The 18854-nt window shown below is 60.5% G+C and carries 19 protein-coding genes; 6 read left to right on the top strand and 13 right to left on the bottom strand.

Features of this window, described 5'->3' with window-relative positions; all coding sequences use genetic code 11:
* The first annotated feature begins 4 nt into the window (after positions 1-4).
* The 5 genes from exbD to CAG41_RS01390 all read left to right on the top strand — a co-directional run bounded on the left by exbD (position 5) and on the right by CAG41_RS01390 (position 5862).
* A complete protein-coding gene (exbD, locus tag CAG41_RS01410; RefSeq protein WP_085630212.1) occupies positions 5-433 on the top strand; it encodes a TonB system transport protein ExbD in 429 nt (142 codons plus the stop codon).
* Positions 430-1182, top strand: a complete 753-nt coding sequence (locus CAG41_RS01405; RefSeq protein WP_085655893.1) for an energy transducer TonB — start codon at positions 430-432, stop codon at positions 1180-1182. Before exbD ends, CAG41_RS01405 begins: the two co-directional genes overlap by 4 nt.
* A 185-nt stretch (positions 1183-1367) precedes the next feature.
* Positions 1368-2297 carry a hydrogen peroxide-inducible genes activator gene (locus CAG41_RS01400; RefSeq protein WP_085638577.1) on the top strand — a complete coding sequence of 310 codons (930 nt, stop codon included), beginning with the start codon at positions 1368-1370 and terminating at the stop codon, positions 2295-2297.
* A 9-nt stretch (positions 2298-2306) separates the two neighbouring features.
* Complete coding sequence (gene recG, locus CAG41_RS01395; RefSeq protein ID WP_085578981.1) at positions 2307-4382, top strand: ATP-dependent DNA helicase RecG; 2076 nt, start codon at positions 2307-2309, stop codon at positions 4380-4382.
* A gap of 79 nt (positions 4383-4461) precedes the next feature.
* Complete coding sequence (locus CAG41_RS01390; protein WP_085578983.1) at positions 4462-5862, top strand: aminoacyl-tRNA deacylase and HDOD domain-containing protein; 1401 nt, start codon at positions 4462-4464, stop codon at positions 5860-5862.
* Positions 5863-5952: 90 nt separating this feature from the next.
* On the opposite strand, the gene CAG41_RS01385 is transcribed toward CAG41_RS01390, so the two are convergent.
* Positions 5953-6336, bottom strand: a complete 384-nt coding sequence (locus CAG41_RS01385; RefSeq protein WP_085578985.1) for a helicase — start codon at positions 6334-6336, stop codon at positions 5953-5955.
* A gap of 534 nt (positions 6337-6870) precedes the next feature.
* Here CAG41_RS01385 and CAG41_RS01380 point away from each other — a divergent pair.
* The gene (locus CAG41_RS01380) at positions 6871-7245 is read left to right on the top strand and encodes a DUF6124 family protein (RefSeq protein ID WP_085706643.1); all 375 of its coding nucleotides are present in this window, start codon (positions 6871-6873) and stop codon (positions 7243-7245) included.
* A gap of 57 nt (positions 7246-7302) precedes the next feature.
* Here CAG41_RS01380 and CAG41_RS01375 read toward each other — a convergent pair whose 3' ends face one another.
* From CAG41_RS01375 to CAG41_RS01320, 12 genes are all read right to left on the bottom strand, one after another.
* Entirely contained in the window at positions 7303-8346 is a 1044-nt protein-coding gene (locus CAG41_RS01375) for a hypothetical protein (protein ID WP_085706642.1), read from the bottom strand.
* A gap of 122 nt (positions 8347-8468) precedes the next feature.
* On the bottom strand, positions 8469-9224 hold the full coding sequence (locus tag CAG41_RS01370) for a lysozyme inhibitor LprI family protein (RefSeq protein ID WP_085706641.1): 756 nt from the start codon (positions 9222-9224) through the stop codon (positions 8469-8471).
* A gap of 2 nt (positions 9225-9226) precedes the next feature.
* On the bottom strand, positions 9227-10093 hold the full coding sequence (locus tag CAG41_RS01365; RefSeq protein WP_085706640.1) for a type IV pilus biogenesis/stability protein PilW: 867 nt from the start codon (positions 10091-10093) through the stop codon (positions 9227-9229).
* 20 nt (positions 10094-10113) lie between these two features.
* Positions 10114-10491 (bottom strand): hypothetical protein, encoded by a 378-nt coding sequence (locus CAG41_RS01360; RefSeq protein ID WP_085706639.1) that lies wholly within the window; start codon positions 10489-10491, stop codon positions 10114-10116.
* Positions 10492-10519: 28 nt separating this feature from the next.
* Complete coding sequence (locus CAG41_RS01355; protein WP_085706638.1) at positions 10520-10951, bottom strand: hypothetical protein; 432 nt, start codon at positions 10949-10951, stop codon at positions 10520-10522.
* A gap of 73 nt (positions 10952-11024) precedes the next feature.
* Entirely contained in the window at positions 11025-11534 is a 510-nt protein-coding gene (locus tag CAG41_RS01350) for a hypothetical protein (RefSeq protein ID WP_256582497.1), read from the bottom strand.
* A complete protein-coding gene (locus CAG41_RS01345) occupies positions 11531-13981 on the bottom strand; it encodes an alpha/beta fold hydrolase (protein ID WP_085706637.1) in 2451 nt (816 codons plus the stop codon). Before CAG41_RS01345 ends, CAG41_RS01350 begins: the two co-directional genes overlap by 4 nt.
* A 9-nt stretch (positions 13982-13990) precedes the next feature.
* Positions 13991-15433, bottom strand: a complete 1443-nt coding sequence (locus CAG41_RS01340; RefSeq protein ID WP_085706636.1) for a TIGR01777 family oxidoreductase — start codon at positions 15431-15433, stop codon at positions 13991-13993.
* The gene (locus CAG41_RS01335) at positions 15426-15914 is read right to left on the bottom strand and encodes a cell division protein (RefSeq protein ID WP_085630227.1); all 489 of its coding nucleotides are present in this window, start codon (positions 15912-15914) and stop codon (positions 15426-15428) included. The genes CAG41_RS01340 and CAG41_RS01335 overlap by 8 nt, the downstream gene beginning before the upstream one ends.
* Before the next feature lie 67 nt (positions 15915-15981).
* Positions 15982-17331 (bottom strand): lysozyme inhibitor LprI family protein, encoded by a 1350-nt coding sequence (locus CAG41_RS01330; protein ID WP_085706635.1) that lies wholly within the window; start codon positions 17329-17331, stop codon positions 15982-15984.
* Between the two features lie 20 nt (positions 17332-17351).
* A complete protein-coding gene (locus tag CAG41_RS01325; RefSeq protein ID WP_085706710.1) occupies positions 17352-17813 on the bottom strand; it encodes a hypothetical protein in 462 nt (153 codons plus the stop codon).
* A gap of 37 nt (positions 17814-17850) precedes the next feature.
* Positions 17851-18783, bottom strand: a complete 933-nt coding sequence (locus CAG41_RS01320; RefSeq protein ID WP_085706634.1) for a type IV pilus biogenesis/stability protein PilW — start codon at positions 18781-18783, stop codon at positions 17851-17853.
* Positions 18784-18854 lie beyond the last annotated feature (71 nt).

Below are 18854 nucleotides of genomic sequence, written 5' to 3'. Positions count from 1 at the left end.
GGCCATGGGCCTGCATTTGAAAGAAGGCGCAGACGACGATCTGGCCGAGAACCACGAAATCAACGTCACGCCGTTCATCGACGTGATGCTGGTGCTGTTGATCATCTTCATGGTGGCCGCGCCGCTGGCCACCGTGGACATCAAGGTCGACCTGCCCGCCTCCACCGCCAAGCCCGCGCCGCGCCCGGAAAAACCGGTGTTCCTCAGCGTCAAGGCCGACCAGCGCCTGTACCTGGGCGACGACGAAGTGAAGCCTGAAACCCTCGGCGCCGCCCTCGACGCCAAGACCCAGGGCAAGAAGGACACGACGATCTTCTTCCAGGCCGACAAAGGCGTGGACTACGGCGACCTGATGAGCGTGATGGACAAGCTGCGCGGCGCCGGCTACCTGAAGGTCGGCCTGGTGGGCCTTGAGACGGCAGCCAAGAAATGATCGAGCCGCGCCATAAGCTGACGCGTTACGGCGGTAGCCTGGCCGTGGTGCTGGGCGTCCACGCGCTGGCCATCGCGCTGGCAGTGAACTGGACCGCCCGGCCGCCCATCGAACTGCCGCCGCAGGCCATGATGGTCGAGCTGGCCCCGGTGCCCGCACCGCCGCCGCCCGCACCGCCGAAAGTGGTCACGCCGCCGCAGCCGCCGGCCCCGGTCGAGGAACTGCCGATCCCGAAACTGGCGGAAGCGCCGAAGGCCGAGATCGCCGTGCCCAAGCCTAAACCCAAGCCGAAGCCGAAGCCCAAGCCTCAGCCGCCCAAACCGGTCGAGAAACCAGAGCCGCCGAAGGAAAAGCCTTCCGAGGAAAAACCGGCCGACACGCAACCGACCCAGGCGCCCACGGAGAAATCCGCGCAACCGGCACCGGGCCCGTCGCCGGCGCAACTGGCGGCCAAGGCCAGCTGGCAAGGTACGCTGCTCGCGCATTTGCAGAAGTACAAAAGGTATCCGGACAGCGCCAGGATGCGGAACAAGACTGGCACCAACCGTCTGCGTTTCGTGGTCGATGGCGAAGGCAACGTGCTGTCGTTCGAGTTGGTGGATCGCTCCGGCAATGCCGATCTGGATCGGGCCACTCTGGAAATGATCCGCAAGGCCCAACCGCTGCCCAAACCGCCGACGGACATGCTGAGCAACGGCTCGATCGAAATCACTGCGCCGTTTGTGTACACGATCGACAAACGACGCTGATCTCGTCTGACAGCAGCTCCGCTTCCAATGGGTTCTGCGCCACAAAAGGCACCGCGAGGTGCCTTTTGTGTATCCATTCCTGCCAAACCGGCATTGCCCGGTGTCGCATGCCGCACTCAGTCTGATAACGTGCGTCTATCGATTGCAGCCGGTATGCTTGGCCCGCAAACCCACGGACGCTTGCCATGACTCTCACAGAATTGCGCTACATCGTTACCCTCGCCCAAGAGCAGCATTTCGGCCATGCGGCCGAGCGTTGCCACGTCAGCCAGCCGACCCTTTCGGTGGGCGTGAAAAAACTTGAAGACGAACTCGGTGTGCTGATTTTCGAGCGCAGCAAAAGCGCCGTGCGCCTGACTCCGGTCGGCGAAGGCATCGTCGCCCAGGCGCAGAAAGTGCTGGAGCAGGCCCAGGGCATCCGCGAACTGGCCCAGGCCGGCAAGAACCAGCTCACCGCCCCGCTGAAGGTCGGTGCGATCTACACCGTCGGGCCGTACCTGTTCCCGCACCTGATTCCGCAGCTGCACCGGGTCGCCCCGCAGATGCCGCTGTACATCGAAGAAAACTTCACCCACGTGCTGCGCGACAAGCTGCGCAACGGCGAGCTGGACGCGATCATCATCGCCCTGCCGTTCAACGAAGCCGACGTGCTGACCCTACCGCTCTACGACGAGCCGTTCTACGTGCTGATGCCGGCCCAGCACCCGTGGACGCAAAAAGAATCCATCGACGCCGCCCTGCTCAACGACAAGAGCCTGCTGCTGCTCGGCGAAGGCCACTGCTTCCGCGACCAGGTGCTGGAAGCCTGCCCGACCCTGACCAAGGGCAACGACGGCGCCAAGCACACCACAGTGGAATCCAGCTCCCTGGAAACCATCCGCCACATGGTCGCCTCGGGCCTGGGCGTGTCGATCCTGCCGTTGTCGGCGGTCGACAGCCACCACTACGCCCCCGGCGTGATCGAAGTGCGGCCGCTGTCGGCGCCGGTGCCGTTCCGCACCGTGGCCATCGCCTGGCGCGCCAGCTTCCCGCGCCCGAAGGCCATCGAGATCCTCGCCGACTCCATCCGCCTGTGCTCCGTGGCCAAACCCGCCGCCGCGGTCACGGCCGGTTAAGCCAGCGTCATGGGCGAGCTGTCGCAAGTGTCGGTGACGGCACTCAAGGGTGTCGGCGAAGCCATGGCCGAGAAACTGGCCAAGGTCGGCCTGGAGAACCTCCAGGACGTGCTGTTCCACCTGCCGCTGCGCTACCAGGACCGCACCCGCGTGGTGCCCATCGGGGCGTTGCGCCCGGGGCAGGACGCGGTGGTCGAAGGCACCGTCAGCGGCGCCGACGTGGTCATGGGCCGGCGCCGCAGCCTGGTGGTGCGCCTGCAGGACGGCACCGGCGGCCTGAGCCTGCGCTTCTACCACTTCAGCAATGCGCAGAAGGAAGGCCTCAAGCGCGGCACGCGGATCCGCTGCTACGGCGAAGTCCGGCCCGGCGCGTCGGGGCTGGAGATCTACCACCCGGAATACCGCGCCATCACCGGCGACGAACCGCCGCCGGTGGATGAGACCCTGACCCCGGTCTACCCGCTCACCGAAGGCCTGACCCAACAGCGCCTGCGCCAGCTCTGCCTGCAGACCCTGACCCTGCTCAAGCCGTCCAGCCTGCCCGACTGGCTGCCGACCGAACTGGCCCGCGACTACCAACTGGCGCCGCTGGCCGACGCGATCCGCTACCTGCACAACCCGCCCGCCGACGCCGACGTCGAAGAGCTCGCCCTCGGCCATCACTGGGCCCAGCACCGGCTGGCGTTCGAGGAGCTGCTGACCCACCAGCTGTCCCAGCAGCGCCTGCGCGAGAGCCTGCGCTCCCTGCGCGCCCCGGCCATGCCCAAGGCCACGCGGCTGCCGGCGCAGTACCTGGCCAACCTCGGCTTCAGCCCCACCGGCGCCCAACAGCGGGTCGGCAACGAGATCGCCTACGACCTCAGCCAGCAAGAACCGATGCTGCGCCTGATCCAGGGCGACGTCGGCGCGGGCAAGACCGTGGTCGCCGCCCTCGCCGCCCTGCAAGCGCTGGAGGCCGGCTATCAGGTCGCCCTGATGGCGCCCACCGAGATCCTCGCCGAACAGCACTACCTCACCTTCAAGCGCTGGCTCGAACCGCTGGGCATCGAAGTGGCTTGGTTGGCCGGCAAGCTCAAGGGCAAGAACCGCGCCGCCGCGCTGGAGCAGATCGCCGGCGGCACGCCAATGGTGGTGGGCACCCACGCGCTGTTCCAGGACGAAGTGCAGTTCCGGAACCTCGCCCTGGTGATCATCGATGAACAGCACCGCTTCGGCGTCCAGCAGCGCCTGGCGCTACGGCAGAAAGGCGTCGGCGGGCGGATGTGCCCGCACCAACTGATCATGACCGCCACACCGATCCCGCGCACCCTGGCCATGAGCGCCTACGCCGACCTCGACACCTCGATCCTCGACGAACTGCCGCCGGGCCGCACGCCGGTCAACACCGTGCTGGTCACCGACACCCGCCGCGTCGAAGTCATCGAGCGGGTGCGCAGCGCCTGCGCCGAGGGCCGCCAGGCCTATTGGGTGTGCACGCTGATCGAAGAGTCCGAAGAGCTGACCTGCCAGGCCGCCGAAACCACCTTCGAAGACCTCACCGCCGCCCTCGGCGAGCTGAAGGTCGGCCTGATCCACGGGCGCATGAAGCCCGCCGAAAAGGCCGCCGTGATGGCCGAATTCAAGGCCGGCCACCTGCAATTGCTGGTGGCCACCACCGTGATCGAGGTCGGCGTGGACGTGCCCAACGCCAGCCTGATGATCATCGAGAACCCCGAGCGCCTGGGCCTGGCCCAGCTGCACCAGCTGCGCGGCCGCGTGGGCCGGGGCAGCGCGGTCAGCCATTGCGTGCTGCTCTACCACCCGCCGCTGTCACAGATCGGTCGTCAGCGCCTGGGCATCATGCGCGAGACCAACGACGGCTTCGTCATCGCCGAAAAGGACCTCGAACTGCGCGGCCCCGGCGAAATGCTCGGCACCCGCCAGACCGGCCTGCTGCAATTCAAGGTCGCTGACCTGATGCGCGACGCCGACCTGCTGCCCGCCGTGCGCGACGCCGCGCAGGCGCTGCTGGAGCGCTGGCCCACCCACGTCAGCCCGCTGCTCGACCGCTGGCTGCGGCACGGGCAGCAATACGGCCAAGTGTGAGCACCGTCGCAGTTTCTCAAAGCCCGCGACGACCAAGCTGGTTATACTCCTGCCATTGTTTCAAAAACGGATACAGACCATGACCGAAGCTGCTCTCGCCCCCGACACCCCGCACGCTCCGTCTGTCATTCGGCTGCTGCTCAACAAACTCGGCATCGCCTACGAAGAAGTGATCGACCACCACGGCCTCAACGCCTCGCGCAAAGTGCAGGCCGTGTTGCTGGACGACGCCGTCGGCGCGCTGATGGTGCTGTTCCCACAGAGCCAGCTGCTGGATCTCAACCGCCTCGCCGAACTGACCGGCCGTCGCCTGACCGCCGTGTCCACCGAGCGCCTGGACAAGATGCTCGGCAAGCACAGCCTGAGCCTGCTGCCGGGCCTGCCGGCGCTGACCAGCTCGCCGTGCCTCTACGAAGAAAGCCTGCTGCGCGAGCCCAAGCTGCTGATCCACTCCGGCGAGCCGGGCGTGCTGCTGGAAATCACCAGCGAAGCCTTCAAGACCATGCTGACCAAGGCCAGCGCCGCCAACTTCGGCGAAGCCCTGAGCAGCATCCGGCCCAACCTCGACCGCCCGGACGACGACCGCGAGGAAATCACCCAGGCCGTGCAGGCGTTCACCGCACGGCGCATCCAGCAGCGCCTGGAAGCGACCATCGAGATCCCGCCGCTGGCCGAGACCGCGCAAAAGATCATCAAACTGCGGGTCGACCCCAACGCCACCATCGACGACATCACCGGCGTGGTCGAGACCGACCCGGCGCTGGCCGCGCAAGTGGTGAGCTGGGCGGCGTCGCCGTACTACGCCTCGCCGGGCAAGATCCGCTCGGTGGAAGACGCCATCGTCCGCGTGCTGGGCTTCGACCTGGTGATCAACCTGGCCCTGGGCCTGGCCCTCGGCAAGACCCTGAGCCTGCCCAAGGACCACCCGCAACACACCACGCCGTACTGGCAGCAGTCGATCTACACCGCCGCCGTCATCGAAGGCCTGACCCGCGCCATGCCGCGCGCCCAGCGCCCTGAAGCCGGCCTGACCTACCTTGCCGGCCTGCTGCACAACTTCGGCTACCTGCTGCTGGCCCACGTGTTCCCGCCGCACTTCTCGCTGATCTGCCGGCACCTGGAGGTCAACCCGCACCTGTGCCACAGCTTCGTGGAACAGCACCTGCTGGGCATCAGCCGCGAACAGATCGGCTCCTGGCTGATGCGCTACTGGGACATGCCCGACGAACTGGCCACCGCCCTGCGCTTCCAGCACGACCCGAACTACGACGGCGCCTACGCCGAGTACCCCAACCTCGTGTGCCTGGCCGTGCGCCTGCTGCGCGCCCGCGGCATCGGCTCCGGCCCCGACGAAGACATCCCGGACGCGCTGCTGGAACGCGTCGGCCTGACCCGCGACAAGGCCAACGACGTCGTCAGCAAAGTGCTTGAGGCAGAAGTCCTGCTGCGCGAACTGGCTTCGCAGTTCAGCCAGGCCTGAAACAAAACAGGCCCGCTCCCCCAGGGTTTACACAACCCCTGTGGGAGCGAGCCTGCTCGCGATGAATCCAACCCGGTCTACCTGACCGCATCAAGCCTTAGGCTTGGCCTTCTTAGGCTTCAAATACTTGGTCAACCCCTGGAACCACATCACCAGCGCCGGGTTGCCCTTGAGCTGAATCGACTTGTCCTGAATCCCCTGCATGAACGCCAGCTGCTTGTTCTTGGCCTGCATCGTGGCAAACCCGTATGCCGCGTCCTTGAACGCAATCGCAAACGCCGGCTCCGCCACCGCCCCGGCCTTGCTGGTGATGCGCTGCCCCTTCACCACGAAATGCCGCGCCACCTTGCCGTCCAGGGTCTGCAGCTGAAACACCAGATCCTTGTCACCCAACTGCTGCTGGAACGCCGGATTGGTCCGACTGGCCTTGCCCATCAACAGCCCCAGCATCCACAGAAGAAAACGAAATTTCATGCGCACAGCCTCAAAAGGAAAATGAACGGCTGGGGGAGTGTAAGGGATTCATGGGATAACGCCACTATCGAGTGACGTTGGAAGACGATGGCGAGCTTTTCTCGCATGATGACTGCCAAGTCACGGTTTATGCGGGAAGGCCTACATGCATGGAAACAAATTTCTGTAGGAGCGACTGACGACCGGGTTCTTTTGCACTTTTGCCCGGCGAATCTCTCGGAAACGTCCTTCAAAGTGTGGGGCTGTGCGTGAACTAGGCGGGCCGTAGAGGTACCGATAAGCTCAGTTCGTCACCGAAAAAACGATGACACGGACGTGCAAGTCCGGTACATATCGCCCCACAATCGCCTCGCCCAACCATCAGGCATCGAATGCTTGCTGGAACGCCAAATGGCGGCTGTGCGTGGGAGGTCCCATTGGGGTCTGCCGGGTCCCGATATGCCCGGTCTTGCACACCTACGCATGGCTGCCACCCATTTGAATGCAAGCGAACAGGTGCCAGCTCCTTTAGAAATTCATATCGGAATTAAAGGCATGTTCAAACCAACACCCAATCCCCCAGAAACCGTCGCCACCTCTCCCTACGAATCCCTGGACTCCCGAAAACTCCACGAAGCCGCCGAACGCGCCCTCGACCACCACCTCAACCCCAGCATCGAACCCCGCCCCAAACGCAAAGGCGCCCTCTTCACCGTCTCCACCGACTACGACGCCGAAGCCCTCATGGCCAACGCCTCACAGGATCTTCTGTCCATCAGTGCCATCGCCGCCCACCTGGCCGACGACCTCGACGGCTCCCGCCGCTCGATCGCCCTGGCGCTCAGCCGAATGGCGGACGGGGCACGATTGATGGTGGAAGGCAGCCTGGATCACCTTGAGCTGCGGGAGATGCGGGGGTTGGCGGGCTGAGCGTGAACGGCAGAAAGGGGACGTTCGGTCCCCTTTCTTGATTCTCGGCAACAGCGACTAGCGAAAGTCTTCTGCGCTTTTTGGTCGCGACTCCAAGCCTTGAAGCGCAGCCCGGTTTATGAAGGAATGACTCCCTGGGTCACACCACTGCCTGAATACAACCTTGTCCTCCTTTAGCACTGTCAGATAACTCACGAAGGCTTGGTTAACGAGGTAGGTATACGTACCGCGCTTGAACTTGATGATGTTCAGGTTCGCGCTTCCTTCCGACGCATTCACAACGAAGAATTTGCCCTTGGGCGGCATGGCATTCTTCGGGTAGACCATCTCAATGTTCCCAGGCACACCAAAGCGATACTGAACAGAACCGACCGTGGGTTTACTGTTTCCCCGCGCACAAACAGAAACCGTCTTGCCGCCCTCCAGCGGGCAGCTGAAGTAGATGTCTTCGTCATCCGAGCACAACGTTCCTTCCTGCCCGCCCTTCAACGGCGCCGTCTCCTGCGAAACGCGCTCCGGCGTTTTCGCGATATCAGCACAGTTGGACAGGCAAACCAGTTTCGAAAGATCCGGAACATCGCTTTCAGTGAACAGGTAAGTCGCTGAACCATCACGATTGCGGGCGTGATAAACGGGAACACTGACGGCCAGTCCTTTGGCCGACACCGGCACCTTGGTGTCCCCGCCCGAGACGACCCAGCCTTCGGCCTCCCCGCATAACGCCTCCAAAGCGACTTCACTGAACGAGTCTTGCGTTGGCACGGCGAACGGCTTGGCATTACCTCGGCAGTCATAGCCATGCCAGTAGGATCCGGTGCTCATATCAATGTCGATCGAGAAAACATAAGCACCGTCGAGCACCACTTTGCCGCTGCCGTAGGTGAAAACCAGCCAGCGGCGCGTCTTCGACTGGGAGTAATTTTCTTCCTGAAGGATGTAGCGTTCGCCATCTCGGTACAGCCAAAAGCCACTCATCGCTCCTGCCGGCTCCGCCGTCTCGGAGAGACGCTGCCCGGAGTGTGCGTCCACCAGAAAATTGTCCTTCAGCGCCAGCGCACAGTCGCTGCCAACGTCCCTGCACGACTTGAGAGACGGGAACATCGGCTCCGCCACCGCAGAAAAAGAACACAGCAATAATCCCAATGCACCAATACAACTTAAGAGCCTGGCCAAACTCACTTACTTCCCTATTGATCAATTTATAAACAATTGCACTGACTGCTTCACAGTGGCTCAGGCGCGCCGCAATTCAGTTCCTTGACTTGCTCGTTCTGAATCGGAATCACACAGTCGAGGCGCTTTTCGCCGATAGGACGCAGCTCTGTCAGGCGAAGTGTCACGTGCAAACCATCGCCCGCAAATACGTGCCCATCAAATCCAGCGTCGGCATAGTCTGACCAAAACGACTTGCCATCAAAACTGCAGAACCGTTTGGAGGAAAGCACTCTCCAACCGCCGTTGGGCGCCAGAATTTGAACCGTCAAGCAAGGGCTGCCAAAGGTGCTGACATAACGCGCCACGACATTGCCGAAGCGCTGGGAACCGGACAGGAACACCTTATTGAGATCAACCACATTCCCCGGCTCATCAGCGACGATCGTGTCCAGATAGGCTGCACGTTCCAGGCTCATTCTGGCCATGCAGTTGTTGATGGTCGTGACATGCGCTGCCATCCCCGGCTCAATTTCCGTGGCTTCGAGCGGGCACGTGGTGTCGCGCAGCTTGATCCAGGCGCGTTGGGATTCTCTGGCCATGGAGACCAAAGCCTTGCCCTGCTCAGGATCGCGGCGTTGCTGAGACTCAAATCGCGCCAGCAGCTTCTTGTAGCTGGCATTGAGCTGTGCATCGGAGTCCTTAAGGGCCGCCTCCGCGCATCGATCGACCTGCGAGCTTACGGTGATTTCTTTGCAGCCGTCCTCGGCCATCGCGAAGGAGGCAATCAGGCATCCCAAGAACAACGTGATAATGCGCACAAACATCTTCAATGTTTCATTCCCTGAATTGCGGATCGCTCAACTACACGTTGAGGTATTTTCTGCGCCTTGCCTTCGGCGCTCATTGCATCGCGGTACTGGCTGTAATAGCGCTGCGCTTCGTCTTTGCGATCAAGGCGCCAGAGTGAATCGGCGATGTTCAACATCAGCACTGTGCGTTTACCGACGGCCTCAACGCCGCGATAAAACTTCAGCGCCAGCTCATCTTTACCGCCCTCGGCCAGGTAAAAGCCCAGGTCGTTATAGGCTTGAACATTTTGCGCGGGTGGATGGCACGCCATGTAGGACTCTGGACTTGAAAAGACCAGGCTCCATGCAATGGATTCGGCGCGGGACTGCGCCGGTTCGTTACTTGAGACATGTTTCAGCAAATCCTTTGGAGATCGAGTCTCCAAGGCGGGAGTGAGCACATCACCGTCATCGGTAACCCATTGATTGCCCTTCCATTGGCCGACACAAAAAGTGGCCCAACGATCAGCCAGCACGCAACCGCTTTCCATGGAGATCACAACGCAATGCTGTTGCGATTCCAGTTTTTCCTCACCGTTTTCGAGCGACAACATGCCGAAGATCACCGGGGCGAGCAGCAAGGTTTTCTTGTCAGGACTGAGCATATTGGAGAGCCCATCGGCGCCAATGCCGGCGCCGAAGAGCGGGAAGGTTTTGCCATTGGCGGTGAACCACGCGGTAGTCGAATTCACACCGGGCATCGTCCATTCTGTAGCCCGAAACGACACCGTGTGCCCGTTGACACCGACTATTGGCGGATCCTCGGCAAAGGCGCTCAGAGCGCTGAACAGGCTGCCGATCATCAATACCCACTTAAGGCTGCGAGCGAGAAGATGCTGATTCATGGAAAGTCCTTTTTTTGCTGTTAGCCAGCCTGGTGTCCAGCCAGGCACCTTGCATACCCATCGGCGAATTTGGCATCGAATGACAGTTCCACCGGCTCATCCAGCTCAGCCGAGATATTGAGCAACACCCGAGTGGCCGGGGTGTACTTGATCCAGCCGATGGTGCCGGTGCCGTCCGTATCTAAGAGCACCTGGGCCCGCACGGTTTCACCATCATCATCGTCGATCAACAGGTTGACCTTGTCCTTGCCGACATAACGAAACGGGAAGTTGCTGCTCCTGACCATTTCGGTGAGATAGCCGTAGCAACTCCCTGCTTCGGCGCTTGCCGGAATGGCGTAAGTGAGGGGCAACAGTAGAAGTGCATTCAGCATGGGCCGAATGGAAAAGGGGTTCATTCAATCATCCTTAATCAAACGGCGGCGCTTACAAGTCTTTGAACGTCAGCAGCCGAAACTCGTTGTTCACAAACTCGAAGTAGCGGGTTCTGTAGCGGCTTTCCAACTCATTACCCTGCGCGTCCTCTTCAGTATCGGCCGCAATGCCGGAAACAATGAGCAGACGACTATCAGGCTGGTTCGACAGGCTGAAGGTATTGCCGTCGTATGCATTCGGCAGTCCGCCGACAACCTCCCCCGTACGCGCATCCAGCACTTCGCCGCACAGGGTGCTGCCGCCGCAACCGACTCGGTACAGGATGTAGTGACCGGCAAAGTTGACCTTGCCTTTAAGTGCCCGTGCACGATCCTGATCGGTCATCGCGTTGCTGTTTTCTTGCGGCAGCAGTTCGTGATGGGGCCCGGTGAACACTGGGGTGACGGTGTAATCCTTGAAGGCTGGGTCGGCGGCGAAAGCCATGGACGTGGCGATAGTCAGGAAGCCACCGAGTAGAACTGAACATCCTTTCACGCTGAAACTCCGTAACTGAAACCTACTCGGACTGACCTTCATAACGCTGTGTCTGTGGGTTGAATTGCCATAGATGTGGCCGGGTCATGCCCTCTTCGCCCTTGTAGCGAATCCGTCCGCTCTTATCCCGGATGTAGGAGTAGATCTCAATGTCCTTGAATTCACCGCCTCTTTTGGGCGGCCCGTCCAGAACTTTGACCCCGGCGAAGTAATCGCCGCCCAAATACTTCAAGTAACCGCGGCACTGGATCAGGAAAGCAAATGTGCTGTCCATCGACGAGCCAATACCTACACGGGAATTGAAGATGAAGTCTTCAATTCCATCGCCATTTAGGTCGCCACGGAAGACCACGTGGCCTGGCTCGATAGAAAACTCCTTTCCATCGAGACTGGAAAGTATGTCTTCCGGATCGCCACTGCTCCCCGACCATTGCGAAAAGAAATATCTGGAGTCAGTTTCCTGATTGCAGACACCAGCCGCCATTCCCGCCATCGGCAACCAGCTCACACATAACACCAGCAGTCGTTTCACTTCTCATCCTTCGAATTCATCAGTTCCAGCTCACCATCCCGATACACCACCTCACACCCCACCCAAGCCGGATCCACCTGCGGCATCACCGCCGACGGCTTGCGCAGTTCCCGCAACAACGTCGAACCATGCGACAACCGCCCGCCCATCCGCGCAATCACCGCCCGCGCGGCCTGATAGTGCGCGTGACGCCCCGGATCGAGGGTTTCTTCCAGCAAGATGTCTTCGCCAAGAATGCCCTGCACCTGCCCCGGGTAAATCATGAATCCGGTGGCCTGTTCGGCACCTTCGCGGCCGTCCTGCCAGAAGCTGCCGTCGCGCGTGCGGATGTCCGGGTGCGGCGCAAACCAGTGTTCGCGATCCGCCAGAGGCATAGCATGATGCAGGCGGAAGAAGATGCGCATCAGGTTGTCGCGGTACCACTCGCGCACTTGCAGGTAGTAACCACGCAGGCCCGGCAGGCCGCTCGAATGGGCGAGGCGGATCAGCCCTGACCATTGCGGGAACGCCTGCAGCGGCAGTTCGTTCGACGCAGGCCGAGATGTGGCCGGATCGGTCTCCCACGGCAGCCGGTGAGGGCTGTTTTCCAGGTTGTCGTAAGCGGTGGGCGGTCGGCCCAGCCAGTCCCCGCCGCTGCTGGCCAGCGCCGTGGCGATGCACAGATTGCCCTGCACGACGAACACATAAAACCGGGTGAACCAGTCGGCCAGTCGCTGACCGTCAGCCCCTTGGGTGACGAGGTCGGTCAGCTCCCGGTCGAAGCGCTGCAAGCCGTGCTCAAGGCTCAGCAAATGCCCGCGGGCGATACGCTGCATGCGCAGGAACAACGGTAGCGAACGCAATATCCGCAGCGGTCGCCACGGCAGATGCGGAGTCGCGCCGCCGACTTCACCGGCGTAACTGCTTGCGCTGATGCCCCAGTCGGCCAACCGTGCGAGAAACAGGTCATTGTTGATGTAGGACGCGCCGCCAAACACAGCCGTGAACGGCTCGTTGTCCTGCAGCACCCGCGCATCCCAACGAGCCATGATCGCCGGAATGCTCGCAGCGGCCCGGCGCTGGGCGTACTCCACCAGCACGCTGGGTTGCGGCGGCAGGATCTCGGCGATGTTGGCGGCCGTCAGGTGCCGGCGCCAGCCGTAGTCGCTGATCGGCCGGTATTGCAGCAGCCACAGTTGCGTGCCGTCCCAGGCCCATTCGACATCGCCGGGCACGTAGTGGAACACCCGCAAGACATCCTGGAGAAAGCGCCACAGCACGTCTTCGGTCAACCCATGGGTAGATGTGAACGTGCCGCTGCGCCAGGCGTCGCCGAGCCGCGAAAGCGTCGCCCGCTCCGGGCTGACCTGGCCATCGGCCAACGACTCCAGATGACCTTCAACCCATTCGAGCTCCACCGACAGATGACGCACAAACGCGATGCCCGACACCTGCGGCGTGATGAAGCGCTGCACCACCACTTCCTCGACACCCTCGGCAGTCAGCTCGGCAATGCGCGCCGGCACGTTGGCGGCCGGCTCGCGCAGGTAAGTCGTGCTCAAACCGGCATTCGCCGAGTCGGCCTGATCTTCGCCATAACTGGAGGAGCGCACCGCCCAGGTCGCCCGTGGTTGGCTGGCGAGAAAGGCCGGCAGACGCGAATCGTTGCAATCGTTAAGGCTCAGCGCCGCCGGCACCGGTTGCCGGGACAGTTCCGCCAGGCGCAAGCGCCCGCCCTTGGTATGCGCGACGAACCCGCGCTCGCCCGACTCCAGCCACTGCGCAAACGGCGCGGGCGCGTCGATCCACGGGTAATGGCCCCAACCGGGTTTGAGGCTGATGGTCAGGTCCGCGCGCGCAAGAATCGCCGACCATGCCGCCGCTTGTTCGATGCCGAGCACCTGATCCTGATCGCCCCAGACCAGTTCCACCGGGTCGGTGATCCACTCCAGCAAGGGCAGCGCGGTGTCGGCACGGATCAGATCCCAGTGCGGCACAAACGCACGGCAGCGCGCATAACCGGCGCCCATGCGCTGATATTGCGCAGGCGTCCAGGTCTGGTTGGAGAACTTGCGCGCGAACAGCGTGGGTTTGTTCGACAGCAACCAGTGAATGCTCTTGCGGATCGGCAGCGGTGACATCAGCGCCGGCAATCGGCGCTGCCACAAAAAGGCTCCCACCGGCGCCAGCAACACACTGCGGGCAAAGTGCCCGGGCCGACGTTGCAGCGCATGCAGCACCAGCAACGCGTTGACCCCGACGGCCATGATCGCGCTGCCCTTTTGTGTCATCGCCAGCAAGGTCTTGGCGTAATCCGCCAGGTCCTCGCAAGGTGGCTGCGGGTTGGCGCCGAAACCCGGCAACTCCAACGGCACCACGTCGTACCGCTGAAAATGCGGCAGCGCGTCATCCCACCAATCGGCGGCACTGCCGTTGCCGGCCAGCAGGTACATCACAGGCTTGCTCATGGGCGATCCTCAGGCCAGATCGCGCAGCGCGGTGTCGAGGGTCGGATAGCGGAACGTGTAGCCCGCCTCGCTCAAACGCTGCGGCACCACACGCTGACCGTCGAAGAACAGCTGAGCCATTTCCCCGGCCAACGCACGCACTGGCGCTGCGGGAATGTGAAACCACACCGGACGCTTGAGAACCTTGCCGACGTTCTCGGCGAACGCTGCCTGGCTGACGGCTTCGGGCGCGACCATGTTGTAGGTGCCACGCAGATTTTCATCGTGGAAGGATCGGGCGATCACCTGGATCACATCATCGCGGTGCACCCAGCTCATGATCTGCCGGCCATCGCCCATGCGACCGCCGAAGCCCAAGCGGAACGGAATCAGCAACGGAAGCAACGCACCGCCCGGCCCGAACACCACGCCGAGGCGCAGCACCACCTGACGCACGCCAAACTGCGTCGCAGGTTGTGCCGAAGCCTCCCAACGCGCACAGAGCTCGGCCATGAATCCGTCGCCCTTGCTGGCGTTTTCATCGAGGCTTTCGCTGGCATCACGCACACCGTAGAAACCGATGGCCGAGGCTTGAATCCACAGCGCGGGTTTATGGCGAGCGTTCTTCAGCCAGTTCATCAGCGCTTCGGTTGTGTTGACCCGACTGGCCAGCAGTTGGGCCTGCCGCTTGGAACTCCAGCGCGGGCCGGCGACCGGTGCGCCAGCAAGATTGATCACCACGTCGAAGGTTTCGTCATAGCCGAGTTTGCTCAGCGAGCGCACACAGCGTGCTCGGCCGTCGAACAGGTAAGCGGCTTTCAACGGATCACGGGCCAGCACGCTGACGGTGTGGCCGGCGTCGAGTAACTGATTGACCAGGATTTCACCAATGAACCCGGTGCCACCGGTGACCAGCACACGTTTGTAGGCACCGCCGGCAAACGGGTTGGAGGGTTTTCCCTCGCGCTGCATACGTAACGCCGCCAGGCCATCGCGAATACCCGACGCAGTCACGCCCAGCGCAAACAGCGTCAGCACCCAGCCTTTCCAGCCGAAATCGGCGGCGCTCAAGCCGCTTGGCAGACTCGCCCATTGCACCAGTTGCACGCCGTACAGCGCAAAGAACGCCCCGCCGTTGACCGCCAGCACCGTGTGCATGATGCGCTCGATGGCCGGTAGCTTGCGGCTTCGATCCTCGACCACGAAATCCCACAGCGTAAGACCGATCTCCAGCGCGAACAGCAGCGCAACGACCACCGCCCACGCGCCATGGAACTCAAGATGCGCCATGCCGAGAAACAGGACCCCGTAGAAACACGAACGCAGCGCATGGATCGACAACTCCAGCCGCGCGCTGTGGCGGTACGGTAACGCTACCGTCAGTTCGTGGTGATATAGAGTGTCGAGCGCTCCCAAGCATGCCTGGGCAATCAGCAAGGCGAGCGCCCAATCCAGTAACGAAAAATCAGGCATGGTTTTGCTCACTCAAAGAAGTGTGGGAAGAGGAAATTCGGCGGTCGTGGCGATAGAGCCAGAGCAACGGCGGCAGCAGTACGAGCAGCGCAGCGCAGTCGAACCAAAGGTGCGACCACACCTGTTTTTGCACGGAGAACAACATGTCCTGCGGCGCCCACAAAACAATACCGGCCATCAACCCGCCCCAGGCCAGCGGGGTTTTCAGGCGATTGCCAATGTGCACCAAGGTAAGCATGAACAGCGAGTAGCTTTGCAGCGTCGCCCCGAACAACGCGAGCCACCAGACCTGTTGCTCACGAGCGGCAACAGGCACTGCATCGGCGCCCCAGAAAACCTGTTCAAGGGTTTGCAAATAGCCCTCAAGCAAACCGGAATGACCGGCCCAACTCAGGGTGAGCCCGGCGAGCAAATGCACCAGCGCAGCGGCGTAAAGCCACAGCACCCATGCGCGGCGAAGGGAGAAAAAGGGGACTGGCATTCCGTGTCCTGAGCGCGTTCCTTGAGGGCGGGGAGTTTAAAGGAAAACCGTACGGCTTCGGGGGCTGTCAGAAGCAATAACTGGGTTTGATTTCAGTGGTGGAGTTCTTCTGCAGATGCTCCAGACCGAAGTTCGCCCCTTCGTAGCCTTGGGCGAGAGCCAGTTGATAGCAGGCCATGGCTCGGGAGGCGTCTTGGGTGCCCCACTCGCCGCTCGCGAAGGTTGATCCCAACTTGCTGATCGCGATGGCACTGCCCATTTTCACGGCGCCCATCAGTGCTTGCTCTGCGAGCGCGGGATTTTTGCAGGGCCCGTCGGAGGTGAGCTCGTTGCCGTCACAGTAAAACTCGGAAAGCCCCATCGCACCGCTGGGCAACGTAGTGGCTGCCGCTTTGAATAAAGACTCCAGCGTGTTCGTCGGCACCTGCGGCGCCATACCCGAGAGACTCAGAATGGCCGCTTTGTAACTGGCGAGTGGGTCTCCAGAGCGTGCTGCGCACAACAGATTTTCCAAGGTGGCTTCAAACAACTCGACCGTGAGCGGTTGATCTTCCGGAGCCCCCAACGCTTCGAACGCCTCGGCGCGTTGGTAACAGAAGTTCTCTTCCTTGCTCAGCTTGGGTTTGCTCGCAACGACCAGATCTTTATCACTGATCGACCAGTCTTCAACGCCCTCAAGCACCCAACAGGCCTGCCGCGAAAAGTTGAAGACTTTGACGTGGCTCCAACCTGCGCGCTTATCCACAACGATGGAGTGGCTATCGTCGAGCTCTTGTATCTTGACCCCCGGAATCTCGCGGGAGGGGATGGGTGCCATTAACGGATAGCCCAACTCGGCCCCCTTCACACCTGTAACGATCGGTTCGAAACGGCCGGATTCGGCCGTCGGTTTCAACGCGAGCGATTTGACCGTCATTGCTGTGAGTCTGCGCTGAGATTGGCTATCGGCAGAAAATGCCGCGAGGAACGGCATGAAGTCGTCAGCTGGGCACGCAGCGCTTTTATCGGTTGACTGCTCAGGTTGTCCAGGCGCGATCTTGTCCAGATACGCCGAGCGTTCGCGACTCATTCTGGCGATGCACGAGTTAACCGCAAACACATGCGCCGGCACCCCCGCCTCGATCTCGAATGCCTCCAAAGGGCAGTTCGCATCGCGCAATTTCAGCCACGCACGTTGTGACTCTTTAACCTTCGCCGCGTACTCCGCGCCCAACGCAGGGTCTGCTCGATAATCAGACTCAAGACGCGCTATCAATAGTTTGTAGCTGACATTCAACTGCGTATCGGCAGCCTTTTTTGCCGCCTCCGAGCAGGGCACCATTTCCAGACTAGAGGTGACATGGCTGCAGTCATCCTGCGCGTACACCGCTGAAACAGGCAGCAGCACGGCCAGCAGGGCAAAAACAAAACGTTTCACTGTGTTCTTCCTTGAGTCATTCAGGCTTGGCGTTTGGCGAACCGGGTGATGCATTGCTTGGGTATGCTCATGTCCCAATAGGTGCTGAGCAACGCCTTACGCTTTTTGTCGACGCGCAAATTAATAAAGCCATCGCCGCAATCCGGCTGCAACTCTTCGAAGGTGCCGCTTTTGGCGTGGTAAATGAACACCCGGGAGTAGCCGTAAGTGCCCATGCCGTCATCAAGCTGCCAGACCGCGAAATCCTGGGCGCCGTCGAAATTGAAATCATCGACCTGCACATGGAGTTCGTTTTCGGCCTCAAAATTGATTGTCCACGACTCGTTATGCGCTTCGCTTTTAACCGCGACGTTCAGCGTGGAGCCCTCGAGAACCAGAGTCGCCTCGACGCCTTTGGTTGGGCTGAACGTAGTGGTTTCGGCTAATGCCGGGATGGCCCACATCAGGCCAAGCAGTGGCACTGCTAGATTTTTGAATTGAATGTACAAGCATAACTCCCACTGAAAAGCGCGGCTCGTCTCAATTGCAGTTTTCTCGAGATTTCGCCGCCTGTGGAATACGTCCACTTTTTCCGTTTTTTGTCATTTTCGCGATGTATTCCTTATAAAGCGGACATGCATCTGATTTCATTCCCATATCCCAATAGACATCTGCTAAATTTAGTGTTGCAACGACTCTCTCCGGGAACTTTTTATGGATCTCCCTCAAAAGCAAAGCAGCTAAAACATTGTTTTTACTGCGATACAAATAATAAGCATAGTCATTTAAAGGCCTGACATTATCATCAGCAACAATCAAAGTCAGCTCATACACCAGCTCTTGGGGAATGTTCCTCCTTACCTTATTCCCGCTATCATCGAGCCTATAAAATAATTCTCCTTCTTCACCCTGAGGAAGCTTACTAAGAATATATTTGAAGTCTTTCCTGATTTCTGCAAGCTGAGCCTCATCACTCAAATAGCTAAAATTCGGTGCACTTTCGGAGAATTGAGAAAACAAGGTGCAACACGCTATACGCTGAACATTAAATTGCTGAGGAAATAGCAATTCAATTGGCGCCCTCTCACCACTCAAAGTATATTTTTCATCTCTACTAGGCTCCACCCAAGTAGATTTTTTATAGAGAACCCAGTCTTGGCGCGCCGAACTCCATTTAAAACTGTACTGCGCAAGATCAGTATTACGAATATAAAAATCCAGCAGCAACGAGAATTCACCTGGTAGATAACCTACAGACAACCCACCGTCTCCAAGCTCAAAGTTTCCAGAAACTGACTTATTGCTCCCGCCAATATCAATAGTGATTCGCGAAATTGTGCCGTCGTCCTCGAGTGGGCTAACACTATACGGATCGCAGATTCCATCTCCATTCAGGTCAGCCTCGCAGCTAGAGTTCGCACTTGCCACTGTTGCCATGAATACGAAAACAAGAAACACAGCCACTTTAATCATAAAAAATTAAACTGTCCCTTTTTCCAGTCCCTTTCCAGACTTTCGCTGTTACGTAACATTGTCCAATTTAC

Source organism: Pseudomonas sp. B35(2017) (genome assembly GCF_002113645.1).
GTDB lineage: Bacteria > Pseudomonadota > Gammaproteobacteria > Pseudomonadales > Pseudomonadaceae > Aquipseudomonas > Aquipseudomonas ekonensis.
The sequence above is the reverse complement of the archived record's forward strand: the minus strand, read 5'-3'. Positions and strand labels throughout refer to the sequence as shown.